This is a genomic window from Klebsiella scottii (assembly GCF_036561945.1).
GTDB lineage: Bacteria > Pseudomonadota > Gammaproteobacteria > Enterobacterales > Enterobacteriaceae > Klebsiella > Klebsiella scottii.
The window spans coordinates 1,588,987-1,603,792 of record NZ_JARXNI010000020.1; the positions used below are offsets into that span (position 1 = coordinate 1,588,987).

Genomic DNA, 14,806 nt, shown 5'->3' on the forward strand with positions numbered 1-14,806 from the left:
TTGACCCGTTAACGGTAGTGATGTTTGTTCAGACCAAACTTTTTCATCCGCAGATAGAGTTTTTTGCGCGGGATCTGCAGATATTCGGAGACATCGTTAATTCGGCCCTGGTGGATATTCAGGGCCTCGACAATAATCTGCCGCTCGTAATCTTCGACCCGCTGGTCGAGCTGAACGGGCTCAACGGAGTGCAGCATGGGGTTCGGGATGTCGGCCAGCGGCATCACCCCGACGGCAAACAGTTTGGCGGCATTGGCCAGCTCGCGGACGTTATTCGGCCAGGGACGCGCGATCAGTTTTTTAGCCAGCGCCGCTGGAAGTTCAGGTACAGGGTTATTCAGGCGCAAACAGGCCTGTTGCAGATAGTGCATGAATAGTGGCTCGATATCGTCAAGCCGCTGCGCCAGCGGCGGGCAATACTGCTGGGTCATGGCGAAACAGTAGTAGAGATCGGGGATAATGCGGTTATTGCCGGCCATGGCAATCAGCGGCTGTAGCCCGATGCCGACCAGGCGAAATGGCAGCTCATCTTGTCCCTGCAGGTGCGCCAGCATATGCTGCTGCGCCTGGGTCAGATACTCGATATTGCGCAGGACCAGCGTCCCACCCTGCGCCTGCGCGATCCATTCATTGAGCGGCGTGTCCTGCTCTTCGAGGATATCGCCGAAGATAATCGGCTGCGAATGACGTGAGCTAAGGCGATGCATATAGCACGCTGCCAGCGTACGCCCGGTGCCCCGTTCACCATGGAAATAGACCGCGATATCGGTTTCTGCCAGTTGCTGGAGCGTATGCCGCATCTGAATGACCCATTCGCTACGGCCGATCAGGTTGTCTTCCAGCTGCTCCTTTTGCCATTGCCGACGCACGACCTGCGTCTGGCGCTGGGCCAGCGCTTTATCGACCAGGCCTAACAGCTGCTCCGGGTTAACCGGTTTTTGCAAAAAATCCCATGCCCCTTTTTTGACGGCATCGACGGCCATCGGGACGTCGCCGTGGCCGGTAATCAGCATCACCGGCAGATGGGGGTCATGTTTCAGCAGGATCTTCAGCAAATCGATACCGGAACAATGCGGCATGCAGACATCGCTCAGCACGATCCCCCCCCACTCCTCGCTCACCAGATCCTGCGCCAGCAGCGGATCGCGACAGGCATACACCCGGTGTCCGGCCTCCGTCAGCAGCTGAGTGTAGGCGTCCAGCACGTCGCTGTCGTCGTCAATCAGCAGAATATTATGTTGATGAGTGAGCATGGTTGACATCCGTTGGTAAAAATTGCAAAACAACGCAGGCATGATGGCTCAGCGTCGACGCCAGCCGTAAATGCCCGCCCATCTGTCGCATCAAGGATTCGCTGATTGACAGGCCGATCCCCAGCCCCAGCTGCTTGCTGGTGACAAACGGTTTCAGCAGTGAGTCGGCCAGCTCCAGCGGCCAGCCGCAGCCGTTATCCGTGATGGTTACCGTCCAGCCTTCGGCTGACTGCCCCCATGCAACCGTAATGCTGGGTGCACCCTGTGCCGCATCCAGCGCGTTGGTCAGCAGGTTGACCAGCACCTGCAGGATCCGCACCTCATCTCCCAGCACCTGCGCTGCGCCAGGGGGCAGGTGCAACGAGCCGCGCAGCGGCTTATGACGCAGGGACAACAGCTCCCAGGCGGCGATAAAAGCATGGCGCAGATCGACGGGGCTGGCGGGAGCATCAACCTCCGGCCGCCGCGTAAACTGCCGCAGATTGCGGATAATGGCGTCAATGCGGCCAATCAGTCCCTCGGCTTTGCTCAGCGTCTGACCGGCGTTATCCGCTTGTCCGTTTCTGATGGCGCTACGTGCGCTGTAGAGATACATCGACAGCGCGTTGAGCGGCTGGTTTATTTCGTGCGCCAGAGTGGTCATGGTCTGCCCAACCACCGCCAGCTTGGCGGTCTGAACCAGTTCATCCTGGGTGGTGCGCAGATGCGTTTCCACCCTTTTTCGCTCAGTAATTTCCCGCTCCAACAGCTGACGCTGCTGATTTAACTGGCCGAGGGTATGGCGCAGGAGTTTACCAATGCGCCCCAGTTCATCCTCGCCGTAAACCGGAATGTCGGCGTTAACGTCGCCTAACCCGATACGGACCACCGTCTGGTTAAGCTGGTTAAAGCGTTTAACCAGCCGCGAGCGGATAAAATAGTGGTTGAGCAAATAGGCAAGGATCAATGCCAGCAGCGTGGCAATCAGAATCAGGCTACCGCTGAACCACATGGTATGTTCGAGGCGCTGATTAAAGGCGCGCATTTTGCTGTGGCTGTCGCTGAGCTGGGACTCCAGCTGGGCGCGAAAGCGGGCCAGCGTCGTTTCTTTGTCTTGCGTCACCTGCGATAGCGAGTCCTGTGCCTGAATATATTCGCGGATCGCCGCCGGCATTTTATTTTCGGCAATACCGATATCGAGTAGCTCATCAATCGTCTGGCGCAGGGTTATCGTACTGGGATAGCTTTCCAGCAGATGCATATTGTCGCCAGCGGTTTTTTTCAGATAGGCCAGATAGCGAATATGCCCTTCAATATTGCCATTGCCCTCTGTGCTGGACTGCACCTCGATCAATCGGTCGCGCAGGTCGCTGATAATCTGATTTTCAATACGCGCCAGGGTATAGACCTGCTGCTGCTCCCCCTGCACCGCACGAAGATTGGCCTGTAGTCGGGGGATGGCATTCCCCGGTTTTGCCTCCATCTGATCGAGCAGCGCGCCCTGCTGCCAGCTGAAATCCTGCACCAAAGAGTTCATCTCGGTGGTGAAATCTTCATGCAGCCAGTTAATCCGCGCGGTGGTCTCATTGACCTTCTCACGGGCGATGAACATGTTGTACAGCGAACGGTCAAGCCTCGCGAGGAGCTGGCGGCTGTCCCGCAGCGTCAGTTCAATTTGCTGGCGCTCCGGTGTGTCGAGACGCTGGCTAAGAGTGGCGATTTGATCGAGGTGCTGCAGGATCTGGTTGCGCAACTGCAGGCGTGAGGTGGTATTGGCCGCCAGCAAAAATTCGTTGAGCTGATCGACCACGGTATTCAGGTTGTTTTCAATCAGAAATGAGGTCTGTATCCGCGGAAAATAGTCATTCAGGGCATAGCGGATTTGCGAACTTTGCTCGTGCCAGGAATATAGACTGACGCCGCTGACAATCAGCGTCAGCAGCGCCCCGGTGAGAAAGGCGCCGCGCAGGCTGGCGCTGATGGTCAGGTTTTTAATAAAACCGGGGAGCCTCATTTCAGATTCTCCAGTTTCTCAATCGCTTGTCGCTGCTGCTCCTGAAAAAACAGCTGCCATTCCATCATCAACTGCTCGGCCTGATCTTTGTTATCCAACTGCTGGAGGTAGCGCCGATCCCGACTTTGCTGAGCGCTCACCGGCATGGCGGTCAGCAAGGCGCGGATCTCCGGCAGCGGCGTCTTAAGTCGGGATTCGGCATTGTGCAGCGCGCGCCAGGCGTCTTTCAGCTGGGACAAGCGAAAACTGATGGCGGTGTCGAACAGCTTTTGCACCAGACGCTGACGTTGCAAAATCAGCTGATAATTGAGAGAGGGTTCGCTCAGTAGCTGATGCTGTTGCCGCGCACGCGCGCCGTTGCCAGGGGCGGGGATAATCGAATACTTCCCGGTATTGGTATCCGACAGCGCCTGCTGCCCTTCCGGGCTCAGCAGAAACTGAATAAAGCGCCGGGCTTCCGCCGGGTACGTGTTATGGCGGATCAACGCCACATAGGTTGGCGAGGCTGCCGAGTGGGGAAAATAGTGGAACGTCAGGTTCGGGTCGTCAAGCAGCAGGTTCGCGTAGTTATCGATGACCAGACCGACCGACCCCAAACCGCTTTTGATTTTATCCGCCACGCCAAAACTGCGGCTGGAAATAGTGATCAGGTTCCCTGCCACGCTCAATATGGTTTCCCACCCCCGCTGCCATCCCTCCTGTTGCAGCAGCGACTCCACCATCAGATGGTTAGTATCGGAACGGGAAGGACTGCTCATCAACAAGGTTCCCTGATAGCGCGCCTGCATCAGGTCATCCCAACTGGCGGGCAGCGGCAGGTGGCGTTCGCTGAGATTACGCTGGTTGATTAACAACCCAAAGCCGGAGATGGCCACGGCGACGGCTGTGCTGCGGATTGATTCCGGTACCAGCTGCTGGGACTGCGCAGGCGCATCCGGGTAGGCCGCCAGACGTTGATGTTCCTGCAGATGCTGCAGCAGCATCGGCGAAGAGGTCAGCACCAGATCGATATTCTCACCCCCTGCACTATCCAGCAGCTGTTCCAGCGATGCGCTGGTACGGTTGAGGGTACGGATAATCACCGACTGCGGCTGAGTTTGCCAGCGGCTGATGATATAGGCGGTGGCATCGGGCGAAAACGTTGTGGCAATCACCAGCTCACTCTTTTTGGCCTGAACAGAAAATACCGTTATCAGGCTGAGAAATAAACCGACGACCATCATACCTCGCTGCTGTTTATTTGACCGCTTATCCATGCTACGTCCTTTTCGCTGCAATTGTTTTGTGATCATTTTCATAAAACAGGAAAAATAATAAATAAAACCCCGCCCCGGTTTGTGACAAAAAAGTTCATTTATGGATAACGCCTCGATTAAACCGCGGAGTAAGTCAACATTCTGTTTAATCCCCGAAAAGAGATCATAGCTTATCATCCTCATTAAAATCATAGTGTTAAGATGATCAAGCTAACAAGCACCGACTGTTTCCCGCAAGGATATGACGGAGCGCTGAATCCGGACCAATTATCACCGAATTATAGAGTGAAGGCAAAAATACATTTGAGTCAAAAAATAGATATCCGATTTTGTATTTGAGTCAAATATGACTCAAATACACTGAATTGTTTTGTTGGTTTATTTTTACCACAATCTATTTCGCATGCCACTCCGCCAAATTTGCACACCATGATTCACTACCGATAACATAATATAGGTACTTAAACATGTTTTCATTATTAAAACAAAAAGTCGCCGCAGCTGCGGTTCCTGCGCAACAAATAAGACCCACTTACCAACGCTATCGTCTCCAGGCGTTATTAAGCGTGTTTCTCGGCTACCTTGCCTACTACATTGTGCGCAATAACTTCACCCTGTCGACGCCGTATCTGAAAGAGCAGCTCGATCTCAGCGCCACCCAGATAGGGATGCTCAGCAGCTGTATGCTGATTGCCTACGGTATCAGCAAAGGCGTGATGAGCAGCCTGGCAGACAAGGCCAGCCCAAAGGTCTTTATGGCCTTTGGCCTGGTCATGTGCGCCATTGTTAACGTCGGTCTGGGTTTCAGCAGCGCGTTCTGGATTTTTGTGGTGCTGGTCGTGATCAACGGGCTGTTTCAGGGGATGGGCGTAGGGCCCTCATTCATTACCATCGCCAACTGGTTTCCACGCCGCGAACGCGGCCGTGTCGGCGCGTTCTGGAATATCTCGCATAACGTCGGCGGCGGAATTGTCGCCCCTATCGTCGGCACCGCGTTTGCGCTACTGGGTTCAGAACACTGGCAAACCGCCAGCTATATCGTACCTGCGGCGGTGGCGGTACTGTTTGCGCTCGTGGTACTGGTTCTCGGTAAAGGCTCACCGCGCAGCGAAGGCTTGCCGGCACTGGACGAAATGTTGCCAGAAGAGAAAGTGCTGCTGAATACCGGTAATATCGACAAAGCGCCGGAAAACATGAGCGCATGGCAGATTTTTTGTACCTACGTGCTAAGGAATAAAAACGCCTGGTATGTATCGATGGTCGATGTCTTCGTCTATATGGTGCGCTTTGGCATGATCAGCTGGCTGCCAATCTACTTATTGTCGGTGAAACACTTCTCCAAAGAGGAGATGGGCGTCGCGTTTCTGTTTTTTGAATGGGCGGCCATTCCGTCTACCCTGCTGGCCGGCTGGTTGTCGGATAAGGTATTTAAGGGCCGCAGGATGCCGCTCGCAATGATTTGCATGACGCTGATCTTCTTCTGTTTGATTGGTTACTGGAAAAGCGACTCACTGTTTATGGTCACGGTTTTTGCCGCCATCGTCGGCTGCCTGATTTACGTGCCGCAATTTTTGGCTTCGGTACAGACCATGGAGATTGTTCCGAGCTTCGCGGTCGGCTCCGCCGTAGGTCTACGCGGTTTTATGAGCTATATCTTCGGCGCCTCGCTGGGCACCAGTCTGTTCGGGGTAATGGTGGATAATCTGGGCTGGCACGGCGGTTTCTATCTGTTGATGGGCGGCGTCATTTGCTGCATCCTGTTCTGCTATCTGTCGCATCGCGGCGCGCTGGAGCTGGAACGCAAGCGTCAGCAGGCGGCCAAAGAGCAGGAGCTGGCGCTGGCATAATCATTCATCAAACAGGCCCCGACGACGGCGATAGCGGGTCGTCGGGGAAGCGATGCCCAGCGGTTCCAGCAGCATACCAATATCTTCTCCTGGCTTGTCGTTTCGCATTGAGCGCGGCTAGCGTCTTGAACATTACAGCTGCCTGATCGGCATGACTTAACACGTACGGCTGATTTTTATTTAACAATAAGATTATTAGCCCAACGGCTTACTACATCACGGTGGTAAATATTAATACCATACGCATATTCACGTCATTCAATCAGGAGCTGACGGCTCAGCATGATTTTTATGCGCGATTAATCCTTCTGAAATAAAACAGCAATGTTACTTAATAATAATCTGGCGTGCAGATCGCTTTAAAAGCATATGTGGGCGTGATTTTAAAAAGGTAACTTATGAGTGATAACAGCGCTATTCAATCTAAAATGGAAACCGCCAGCGGCCTTCCTAAAATACATCAGAAGAACAGCAGGTTAGCTGTTCTTTTTTTTGTTTTATTATTAGTTATAGGCATAGCATTTGCAGGGATAAATTTATTTAATGATGTACATGACGCCGGCGCAGTATATACAAGTTATATTCCTTTCCTGTTGCTCGGATTAGCGCTCCTGATTGCATTAGGCTTTGAATTTGTTAACGGTTTTCACGACACGGCTAACGCAGTGGCGACCGTAATTTATACCCACTCGCTGTCGCCAATGGTGGCGGTAGTCTGGTCCGGCTTCTTTAACTTTCTCGGCGTGCTGCTGTCCAGCGGTGTGGTGGCCTTCGGCATCATCTCGCTGCTGCCGGTTGAGTTGATCCTGCAGGCCGGTACCGGCAACGGCTTCGCGATGGTGTATGCCCTGCTGTTCTCCGCCATCATCTGGAACCTCGGCACCTGGTGGCTCGGGCTACCCGCCTCCTCATCGCACACGCTGATTGGCTCGATTATTGGCGTCGGCGTGGCGAATGCCCTGATCCACGGCCGTACCGGCACCAGCGGCGTTGACTGGGGGCAGGCAATAAAGGTGGGCTATGCGCTGTTGCTATCGCCTGTGATCGGCTTTGTGTTCGCCGCCCTGCTGCTGCTGGTGCTGAAAGCGTTCGTTAAGAACCGTCAGTTGTACACCGCCCCTAAAGGGAATATGCCGCCTCCCCTGTGGATCCGCGGCCTGTTGATCCTCACCTGCACTGGCGTTTCCTTCGCTCACGGGTCCAACGACGGCCAGAAAGGCATGGGGCTCATCATGCTGATCCTGGTGGGCACCATGCCGATTGCCTATGCCCTGAACCGCTCGATGCCTCCGGAGCAAATTCCGCGGGTGGCGGCACTGGCAGAAGTCACCAAAAACGATTTGCTGCAGCAATTTCCGGCGGTCGGCCAGCGGCCTCCACGCGAGGTACTGACCAGCTACGTGCGTACCAGGGAGCTAACCCCGGAAGTGGTGCCGGCCCTGGCCCAGCTGACCGGCGCTATCGGCGATCAGATCCGCCAGTACGGCTCGGTCGATAAGATCCCCGCGCAGTCGGTATCCAACACCCGTAACGATATGTATCTGGCGTCGGAAACCATCAAACATCTTAAATCTGAAAACCAGCTGCAGATTTCCACTAATTCACAGCACAACCTCGACGCGCTCAAGGGCGAGCTGGACAGCGCCACCCGCTTTATCCCGTTCTGGGTAAAAGTTGTGGTGGCTATCGCCCTGGGCCTCGGCACCATGGTCGGTTGGCGGCGGATCGTCGTGACCGTTGGTGAGAAAATAGGTAAATCCCACCTGACCTATGCCCAGGGCGCCAGCGCCGAGCTGGTCGCCATGACCACCATCGGCGCGGCGGACGCCTTCGGTCTACCGGTTTCAACCACCCACGTGCTCTCCTCTGGCATCGCCGGCACCATGGCAGCCAACCGCTCCGGCTTGCAGATGTCCACGTTACGCAACCTGTTGATGGCCTGGGTGCTCACCTTGCCGGTCTCGATATTGCTGTCGGCAACGCTTTACTGGGTCTTCACCAATTTCTAAAAAGACTAAGACGGAAAACGATTATGTCTATGCATGAATTTGACCGCGACGAAACCTTCAACCAGCGCCTGCTGCAGGAGTTCTACGACAGCTATGATGAAGAGCTGGAGATGGAACTGGACGATTTGCGTTTTAACAACGCCGAAGTCGACAGCGATCAGAAAAAGGCCTGGCGCAAGCAATACTTCCGCGAATTGCTGCGTCTGCAGGGCGAACTGGTAAAATTGCAGGACTGGGTCATGCGCACCGGTCACCGACTGGTGATTGTCTTCGAAGGGCGCGACGCCGCCGGCAAAGGCGGCGTGATCAAGCGTATAACTCAGCGCCTGAACCCTCGCACCTGCCGCGTGGCGGCATTGCCGGCACCGAACGATCGCGAACGCACGCAGTGGTATTTCCAGCGCTATATCGCCCACCTACCGGCGGCCGGCGAGATGGTACTGTTCGACCGCAGCTGGTACAACCGTGCCGGAGTGGAGCGGGTGATGGGCTTTTGCAGCGATGAAGAGTACGAAGAGTTCTTCCGTAGCGTACCGGAGTTCGAAAAAATGCTGACCCGCAGCGGCATTCAGATCGTCAAATATTGGTTTTCAATCACCGATGACGAACAGGAGCTGCGTTTCCTCAGCCGCATTCACGATCCGCTCAAACAGTGGAAGCTTAGCCCTATGGATTTAGAGAGCCGCTGCCGCTGGGAGGACTATACCGAGGCGAAAGAGGTGATGTTAGAACGCACTAACATTCCAGAGGCGCCCTGGTGGGTGGTCCAGGGCGTTGACAAGAAAAAGGCGCGACTGAACTGCATCAGCCATCTTCTGCAGCAAATTCCTTACACGGAAGGCGATGGCAGCGTTATCACCCTGCCACAGCGTAAGCGCAACCCGGAATACCACCGTAACCCGGTTCCGGATAATATGATTGTTCCCGAGATATATTAAATAAACAGGGGCTTATGAAAAAATAAGCCCCTGCGTTTCCCTCCTGCGATCTCCGTCAGTCCCATCAATGTATTTCCCGTCGCGCCGGGCCCCCGGCGCTTCCAGGATTGTGAATGCGGGCTTAGAGTTGGGTTTTGTCGATATACCAGATCTTTTGCGCGTACTCGCGCACGGTGCGATCCGAAGAGAAGTAGCCCATGTTGGTAATGTTGAGCATCGCTTTTGCGGTCCACTCTTCCGGGGTTCGGTAGAGCGCATCCACCTTGTCCTGACAGTCAATATAGCTGCGGTAATCGGCCAGAACCTGATAGTGGTCGCCAAAGTTAATCAGCGAATCCAGCAGACCACGATAGCGGCCCGGCTCCTGTGGGCTGAACGCCCCGGTCCCCATCTGGGTCAGCGCCTGGCGCAACTCTTCATCCTGCTCGTAGTAATCGCGCGGCTGATAGCCGTTGCTGCGCAGCGCCTCGACCTCTGCAGCGGTATTACCAAAGATAAAGATGTTCTCCTCGCCCACGTGCTCCAGCATCTCAACGTTGGCGCCGTCCAGGGTGCCAATAGTCAGCGCGCCGTTCAGGGCGAATTTCATATTGCTGGTCCCGGAGGCTTCGGTCCCTGCCAGCGAAATCTGTTCAGAAAGGTCCGCGGCCGGAATGATCATCTGCGCCAGACTGACGCTGTAGTTGGGAATAAACACCACCTTTAGCCTGTCGCCAATCTGCGGATCGCCGTTGATGACTTTGGCCACGTCGTTAATCAGATGGATGATCTGTTTTGCCGTGTGGTAAGCGGACGCGGCTTTGCCGGCGAAAATCACCACTCGCGGCACCCATTCGGCCTGCGGGTCCGCCTTGATGCGGTTATAGCGGGTGATCACGTGCAGGACGTTCATCAGCTGGCGCTTGTATTCATGAATACGCTTAATTTGCACATCAAACAGCGCCTTCGGGTTGACCACCACGCCCAGCTGACGGGCGATATAATCGGCCAGCCGCTGCTTATTCGCCAGTTTGGCTTCGCTGACGGCCTGGTTAACCAGCGGATAATCCTGATACTCGCCCAGTTCGCTCAGCTGGCTTAAATCCGTACGCCAGGTCTGGCCGATATAACGGTCCAGTACCCCGGAAAGCGCCGGATTCGCGGCGGCCAGCCAGCGGCGAGGCGTGACGCCGTTAGTCACGTTGGTGAAGCGGCGCGGAAAGATTTTGGCGAAATCGGCAAACAGCGACTCCACCATCAGCCGGGAGTGCAGTTCCGACACGCCGTTAACCTTGTGACTGACCACCACCGCCAGCCAGGCCATCCGCACGCGGCGGCCGTTGGATTCATCGATAATCGAGGTCCGGCTCAGCAAGGCAATATCATCGGGATAGTGCTCCTGCATGGTTTTCAGAAAATAGTCATTAATCTCGAAGATAATCTGCAAATGGCGCGGCAGGATTTTCCCCAGCATATCGACCGGCCAGGTCTCCAGCGCTTCGCTCATCAGGGTATGGTTGGTATAGGAGAAGACCTGGCAGGTCACCTCAAAAGCGTCATCCCAGCTGAAGCTGTGTTCGTCGATCAGCAGGCGCATCAGCTCCGGGATCGACAGCACCGGATGGGTGTCGTTGAGGTGGATAGCAATTTTATCCGCCAGGTTGTCATAGGTTTGATACAGCTGGTAATGGCGGGTGAGAATGTCCTGCACCGTCGCCGAGACGAGGAAATACTCCTGACGCAGACGCAGTTCGCGCCCGGAATAGGTCGAGTCGTCCGGGTAGAGCACCCGGGAAACGTTCTCGGAATGGTTCTTATCCTCCACGGCGGCGAAATAGTCCCCCTGATTAAATTTACCGAGGTTAATTTCGCTGCTGGCCTGGGCGCTCCACAAACGCAGGGTGTTGGTCGCATCGGTTTCATAACCCGGGATAATCTGATCGTAGGCCACCGCAATAATCTCTTCGGTTTCCAGCCAGCGTGAGTTTTTGCCCTCATGCTGAATGCGCCCGCCAAAGCGGACGGTATAGCGGGTTTTATGGCGCTCGAACTCCCACGGGTTACCGTATTCCAGCCAGTAGTCCGGTGACTCCATCTGCCGGCCGTCGATGATATTTTGCTTAAACATGCCGTAGTCGTAGCGGATGCCGTAGCCGCGTCCTGGCAACCCCAGCGTGGCGAGGGAGTCGAGAAAACAGGCCGCCAGACGACCGAGACCGCCGTTGCCCAAGCCCGGATCGTTCTCCTCATCAATCAGCTCTTCCAGATCCAGCCCCATTCCTGCCAGCGCCGTTTTCACATCCTCATAGATGCCCAGCGACAGTAAGGCATTAGAGAGGGTACGACCGATGAGAAACTCCATCGACAGATAATAAACCTGCCTTGCCTGCTGCGAGATCCGTGCCCGATGCGCCCGCAGCCAGCGCTCTACCAGCCGATCGCGCACGGCGAACAGCGTGGCGTTGAGCCACTCATGTTTATTGGCAAGTGAAGGGTCTTTACCAAGGATAAACATGAGCTTATAAGCGATAGCATGCTGCAGCGCTTCTTCATTCAGCCTGGGTGAAATATAACTTACGCGTGGTTCCATTTTTCTTATCCGTAGTAATTAAATAATGCGCTGATACAGCTGGTGGAAAGACTTTGCGGCAATCTGCCAGCTAAAATCCATGCTCATTGCCTGACGTTGCACGTACCGCCACAGCGATGGACGGGACCACAGAACAAAGGCCCGGCGGATGGCACGTAATAACGACGCTGTCTCGCTGTCGGTAAACACAAATCCGGTCGCGAGGCCGTCAGCAAGGTTTTCGAGAGAACAATCGGCGACGGTATCGGCCAGTCCGCCGGTGCGGCGAACCAGCGGCAATGTGCCGTAGCGCAGGCCATAAAGCTGGGTCAGGCCGCAGGGCTCAAAACGGCTGGGAACCAGGATGACGTCGGCACCGCCGATCATCTGATGCGACAGCGCCTCGTCGTAGCCGATCCGGATACTCACCTGCCCGGGATATTGCGCCGCGGCGGCAAGAAAACGGGCCTGCAAATCAGGGTCCCCGGAGCCCAGTAGCGCCAGCTGCCCTCCCTGCTCAACTAACCCCGGCAGCGCGTCAAGGAGCAGATCCAGCCCCTTCTGGCTGGTCAGGCGACTGACTACCGTGAACAACAGCGCCCGAGCGTCCTCTTTCAGCCCCAGCGTCGTTTGCAGCTGCTGCTTGTTCTTCGCCTTCTCAGCCAGCGAGGCCGGGTCGTAATGCGCCGCCAGCAATGAATCGCTGCGCGGATCCCAGATGCTTTCATCGACCCCGTTAAGGATCCCCGACAGCCGCCCTTCTCGCTGACGCTGCCGCAGCAGCTCTTCCAGACCGAACGCATACTGCGGTTCGGTTATTTCACGGGCATAGGTCGGGCTGACTGTGGTGATATGGTCAGCGAAATAGAGGCCCGCCTTGAGGAAGGAGATCTGCCCTTTAAACTCCACTCCGTGCATCTGGAAGAATGCCCCCGGTAAAGCGATCTCCGCCATATGCCGGGCCTGGAACAGCCCCTGATAGGCAATGTTGTGCACCGTAAACACCGATTTGGCCGGGTTGCCGCGGGCGGCCAGATACGCCGGCGTGAGGCCCGCGTGCCAGTCATGGGCGTGGATGATTTCAGGTCGCCAGAACGGGTCCAGACCGCCGGCAAGCTCGGCTCCGACCCAGCTCAGCAATGCGAAACGCAGTACGTTATCGGGATAATCCTGCATCTGTTGGTCATGATAAGGATTACCCGGTCGGTCATAGAGATGCGGGGCATCAATCAGATAGATGCCCACGCCGTTAAAGTCGCCGAACAGCAGCGTCATCGGCCCGGCGAATGTCTCCCTGCTGGCTACCACCTGCGGCTCCTGTATCCCGTTGCGGATCGCCGGAAACCCTGGCAGCAGCACGCGGGTATCCAGCCCATCGGCAATTTGCGCCGCCGGGAGCGCGCCGGTGACGTCGGCCAGCCCGCCCGTTTTTAACAGCGGGAACATCTCTGCTCCTACATGTAAAACTTGCATGTATGCTCCTTATTATTCAGCCACAGAGACGACCCGCGACAGGGCAATATTGTCCCTGCCGACGGACGCGCTTTTTCCGCAAATGGGCTCATACTTCAAGTCTTTCCAGCATTTCTTTGGTAACCAGAACGATACCCTCTTCCGAACGATAAAAGCGCCGCGCATCTTCAACGGCATTTTCGCCAATAACCATTCCCTCCGGGATCACGCAGCCGCGATCGATCACGCAGCGCCTTATCCGGCATGAGCGGCCAATCCACACGCCCGGCAATACAACCGACGAATCTATATTACAGAACGAGTTAATCCGAACTTTGGAAAATAGAACCGACTGCACCACCACCGAGCCAGAAATAATACAGCCGCCGGAGACCAGAGAATTCATGGTCATGCCGTGGCTGCCGGAACGGTCCTGAACAAATTTGGCGCTGGGCAGCGATTCGACATAAGTACGGATCGGCCAGTTACGGTCATAAACATCCAGCTCAGGCACCACGGAGGCTAAATCAAGATTTGCTTTCCAGTACGCTTCAAGGGTTCCGACATCCCGCCAGTAGGGCTCGGCATTATTATCTGACTGGACACAGGAGCGCGGGAACGGATGCGCATAGGCTTCACCTGCCGCCGTAATTCTGGGGATAATATCTTTGCCAAAATCATGGGTGGAGTGTTCATCCCGATCGTCTTCTGCCAGCAGCTGGTAGAGATATTCCGCGTCAAATATATAAATGCCCATACTGGCAAGCGAGCGGGTTTCATCGCCAGGCATGGTGGGCGGATGAGCCGGTTTTTCAACAAATTCAATGATCCTGTCATTCTCATCAACCGCCATGACGCCAAACGCGGTCGCCTCTTCTACCGGCACCGGCAGGCAGGCTACGGTGCAGCGCGCCCCTTTTTCGACATGATCGAGCAGCATCCGCGAGTAATCTTGTTTATAGATATGGTCACCGGCCAGGATAACGACATATTCAGCATCATAGCGGCGGATAATATCCAGGTTCTGCGTCACGGCATCCGCCGTACCTCGATACCAGTTCTCACCATGCACCCGCTGCTGCGCCGGTAATAGATCCACGAACTCATTCATTTCTTCATTAAAGAATGCCCAGCCCCGTTGAATATGCTGAACCAGTGAGTGCGACTGATATTGAGTAATAACCCCAATACGTCTTATGCCTGAGTTAATACAATTCGATAAGGCAAAATCAATAATTCTGAATTTACCGCCGAAATGCACCGCAGGTTTTGCGCGAATAGTAGTCAGGTCTTTTAATCGTGTGCCACGTCCTCCGGCGAGGATCAGGGCCACGGATTTAAGCGGTAACTGGCGCGACAGCATTAAGTTGTCAGTATATTCAATTTTACTCATAATTATGTCCTGCGATTAATGAAAAGCCATCAAAGAAAATAATGAAGAAAAAGCATTACTCTTCTGTAAATAAATGCAGAAGTGATCTCCTCGGGTAATAACTGGATTGCAGTAAAT

At 55.1% G+C, this 14,806-nt stretch carries 9 protein-coding genes; 3 read left to right on the forward strand and 6 right to left on the reverse strand.

From position 1 onward, the window contains the following. Window positions 1-8: 8 nt before the first annotated feature. The 3 genes from pgtA to QFI97_RS15195 are packed head-to-tail and all read right to left on the reverse strand — an operon-like array spanning window position 9 to window position 4,469. The gene (gene pgtA / locus QFI97_RS15185; protein ID WP_346431487.1) at window positions 9-1,253 is read right to left on the reverse strand and encodes a two-component system response regulator PgtA; all 1,245 of its coding nucleotides are present in this window, start codon (window positions 1,251-1,253) and stop codon (window positions 9-11) included. Continuing rightward, window positions 1,234-3,246, reverse strand: coding sequence for a two-component system sensor histidine kinase PgtB (gene pgtB / locus QFI97_RS15190; RefSeq protein ID WP_346431488.1), 2,013 nt, complete (start codon window positions 3,244-3,246; stop codon window positions 1,234-1,236). Before pgtB ends, pgtA begins: the two co-directional genes overlap by 20 nt. Next, window positions 3,243-4,469: an ABC transporter substrate-binding protein gene (locus tag QFI97_RS15195; RefSeq protein ID WP_438943443.1), complete on the reverse strand. Its 1,227-nt coding sequence runs from the start codon at window positions 4,467-4,469 to the stop codon at window positions 3,243-3,245. The genes pgtB and QFI97_RS15195 overlap by 4 nt, the downstream gene beginning before the upstream one ends. A gap of 500 nt (window positions 4,470-4,969) precedes the next feature. Between QFI97_RS15195 and pgtP the strand changes: the two genes are divergently transcribed. The 3 genes from pgtP to ppk2 all read left to right on the forward strand — a co-directional run bounded on the left by pgtP (window position 4,970) and on the right by ppk2 (window position 9,296). Continuing rightward, window positions 4,970-6,349, forward strand: a complete 1,380-nt coding sequence (pgtP, locus tag QFI97_RS15200; RefSeq protein ID WP_346431489.1) for a phosphoglycerate transporter PgtP — start codon at window positions 4,970-4,972, stop codon at window positions 6,347-6,349. A 398-nt stretch (window positions 6,350-6,747) separates the two neighbouring features. Further along, the gene (locus QFI97_RS15205; protein ID WP_346431490.1) at window positions 6,748-8,358 is read left to right on the forward strand and encodes an inorganic phosphate transporter; all 1,611 of its coding nucleotides are present in this window, start codon (window positions 6,748-6,750) and stop codon (window positions 8,356-8,358) included. Between the two features lie 23 nt (window positions 8,359-8,381). Continuing rightward, on the forward strand, window positions 8,382-9,296 hold the full coding sequence (gene ppk2 / locus QFI97_RS15210) for a polyphosphate kinase 2 (RefSeq protein ID WP_095103563.1): 915 nt from the start codon (window positions 8,382-8,384) through the stop codon (window positions 9,294-9,296). A 121-nt stretch (window positions 9,297-9,417) separates the two neighbouring features. Here ppk2 and glgP read toward each other — a convergent pair whose 3' ends face one another. From glgP to glgC, 3 genes are all read right to left on the reverse strand, one after another. After that, window positions 9,418-11,865: a glycogen phosphorylase gene (glgP, locus tag QFI97_RS15215; RefSeq protein WP_346431491.1), complete on the reverse strand. Its 2,448-nt coding sequence runs from the start codon at window positions 11,863-11,865 to the stop codon at window positions 9,418-9,420. 18 nt (window positions 11,866-11,883) lie between these two features. Next, entirely contained in the window at window positions 11,884-13,317 is a 1,434-nt protein-coding gene (gene glgA, locus QFI97_RS15220) for a glycogen synthase GlgA (protein ID WP_346431492.1), read from the reverse strand. 88 nt (window positions 13,318-13,405) lie between these two features. Next, window positions 13,406-14,689: a glucose-1-phosphate adenylyltransferase gene (gene glgC / locus QFI97_RS15225; protein WP_049100407.1), complete on the reverse strand. Its 1,284-nt coding sequence runs from the start codon at window positions 14,687-14,689 to the stop codon at window positions 13,406-13,408. Between the last annotated feature and the right edge of the window lie 117 nt (window positions 14,690-14,806).

Coding starts and splice junctions, on each gene's coding strand:
- pgtA (WP_346431487.1), bottom strand. CDS start 1,253: ATGCTCACTCATCAACATAATATTCTGCTGATTGACGACGACAGCGAC.
- pgtB (WP_346431488.1), bottom strand. CDS start 3,246: ATGAGGCTCCCCGGTTTTATTAAAAACCTGACCATCAGCGCCAGCCTG.
- QFI97_RS15195 (WP_438943443.1), bottom strand. CDS start 4,469: ATGATGGTCGTCGGTTTATTTCTCAGCCTGATAACGGTATTTTCTGTT.
- pgtP (WP_346431489.1), top strand. CDS start 4,970: ATGTTTTCATTATTAAAACAAAAAGTCGCCGCAGCTGCGGTTCCTGCG.
- QFI97_RS15205 (WP_346431490.1), top strand. CDS start 6,748: ATGAGTGATAACAGCGCTATTCAATCTAAAATGGAAACCGCCAGCGGC.
- ppk2 (WP_095103563.1), top strand. CDS start 8,382: ATGTCTATGCATGAATTTGACCGCGACGAAACCTTCAACCAGCGCCTG.
- glgP (WP_346431491.1), bottom strand. CDS start 11,865: ATGGAACCACGCGTAAGTTATATTTCACCCAGGCTGAATGAAGAAGCG.
- glgA (WP_346431492.1), bottom strand. CDS start 13,317: ATGCAAGTTTTACATGTAGGAGCAGAGATGTTCCCGCTGTTAAAAACG.
- glgC (WP_049100407.1), bottom strand. CDS start 14,689: ATGAGTAAAATTGAATATACTGACAACTTAATGCTGTCGCGCCAGTTA.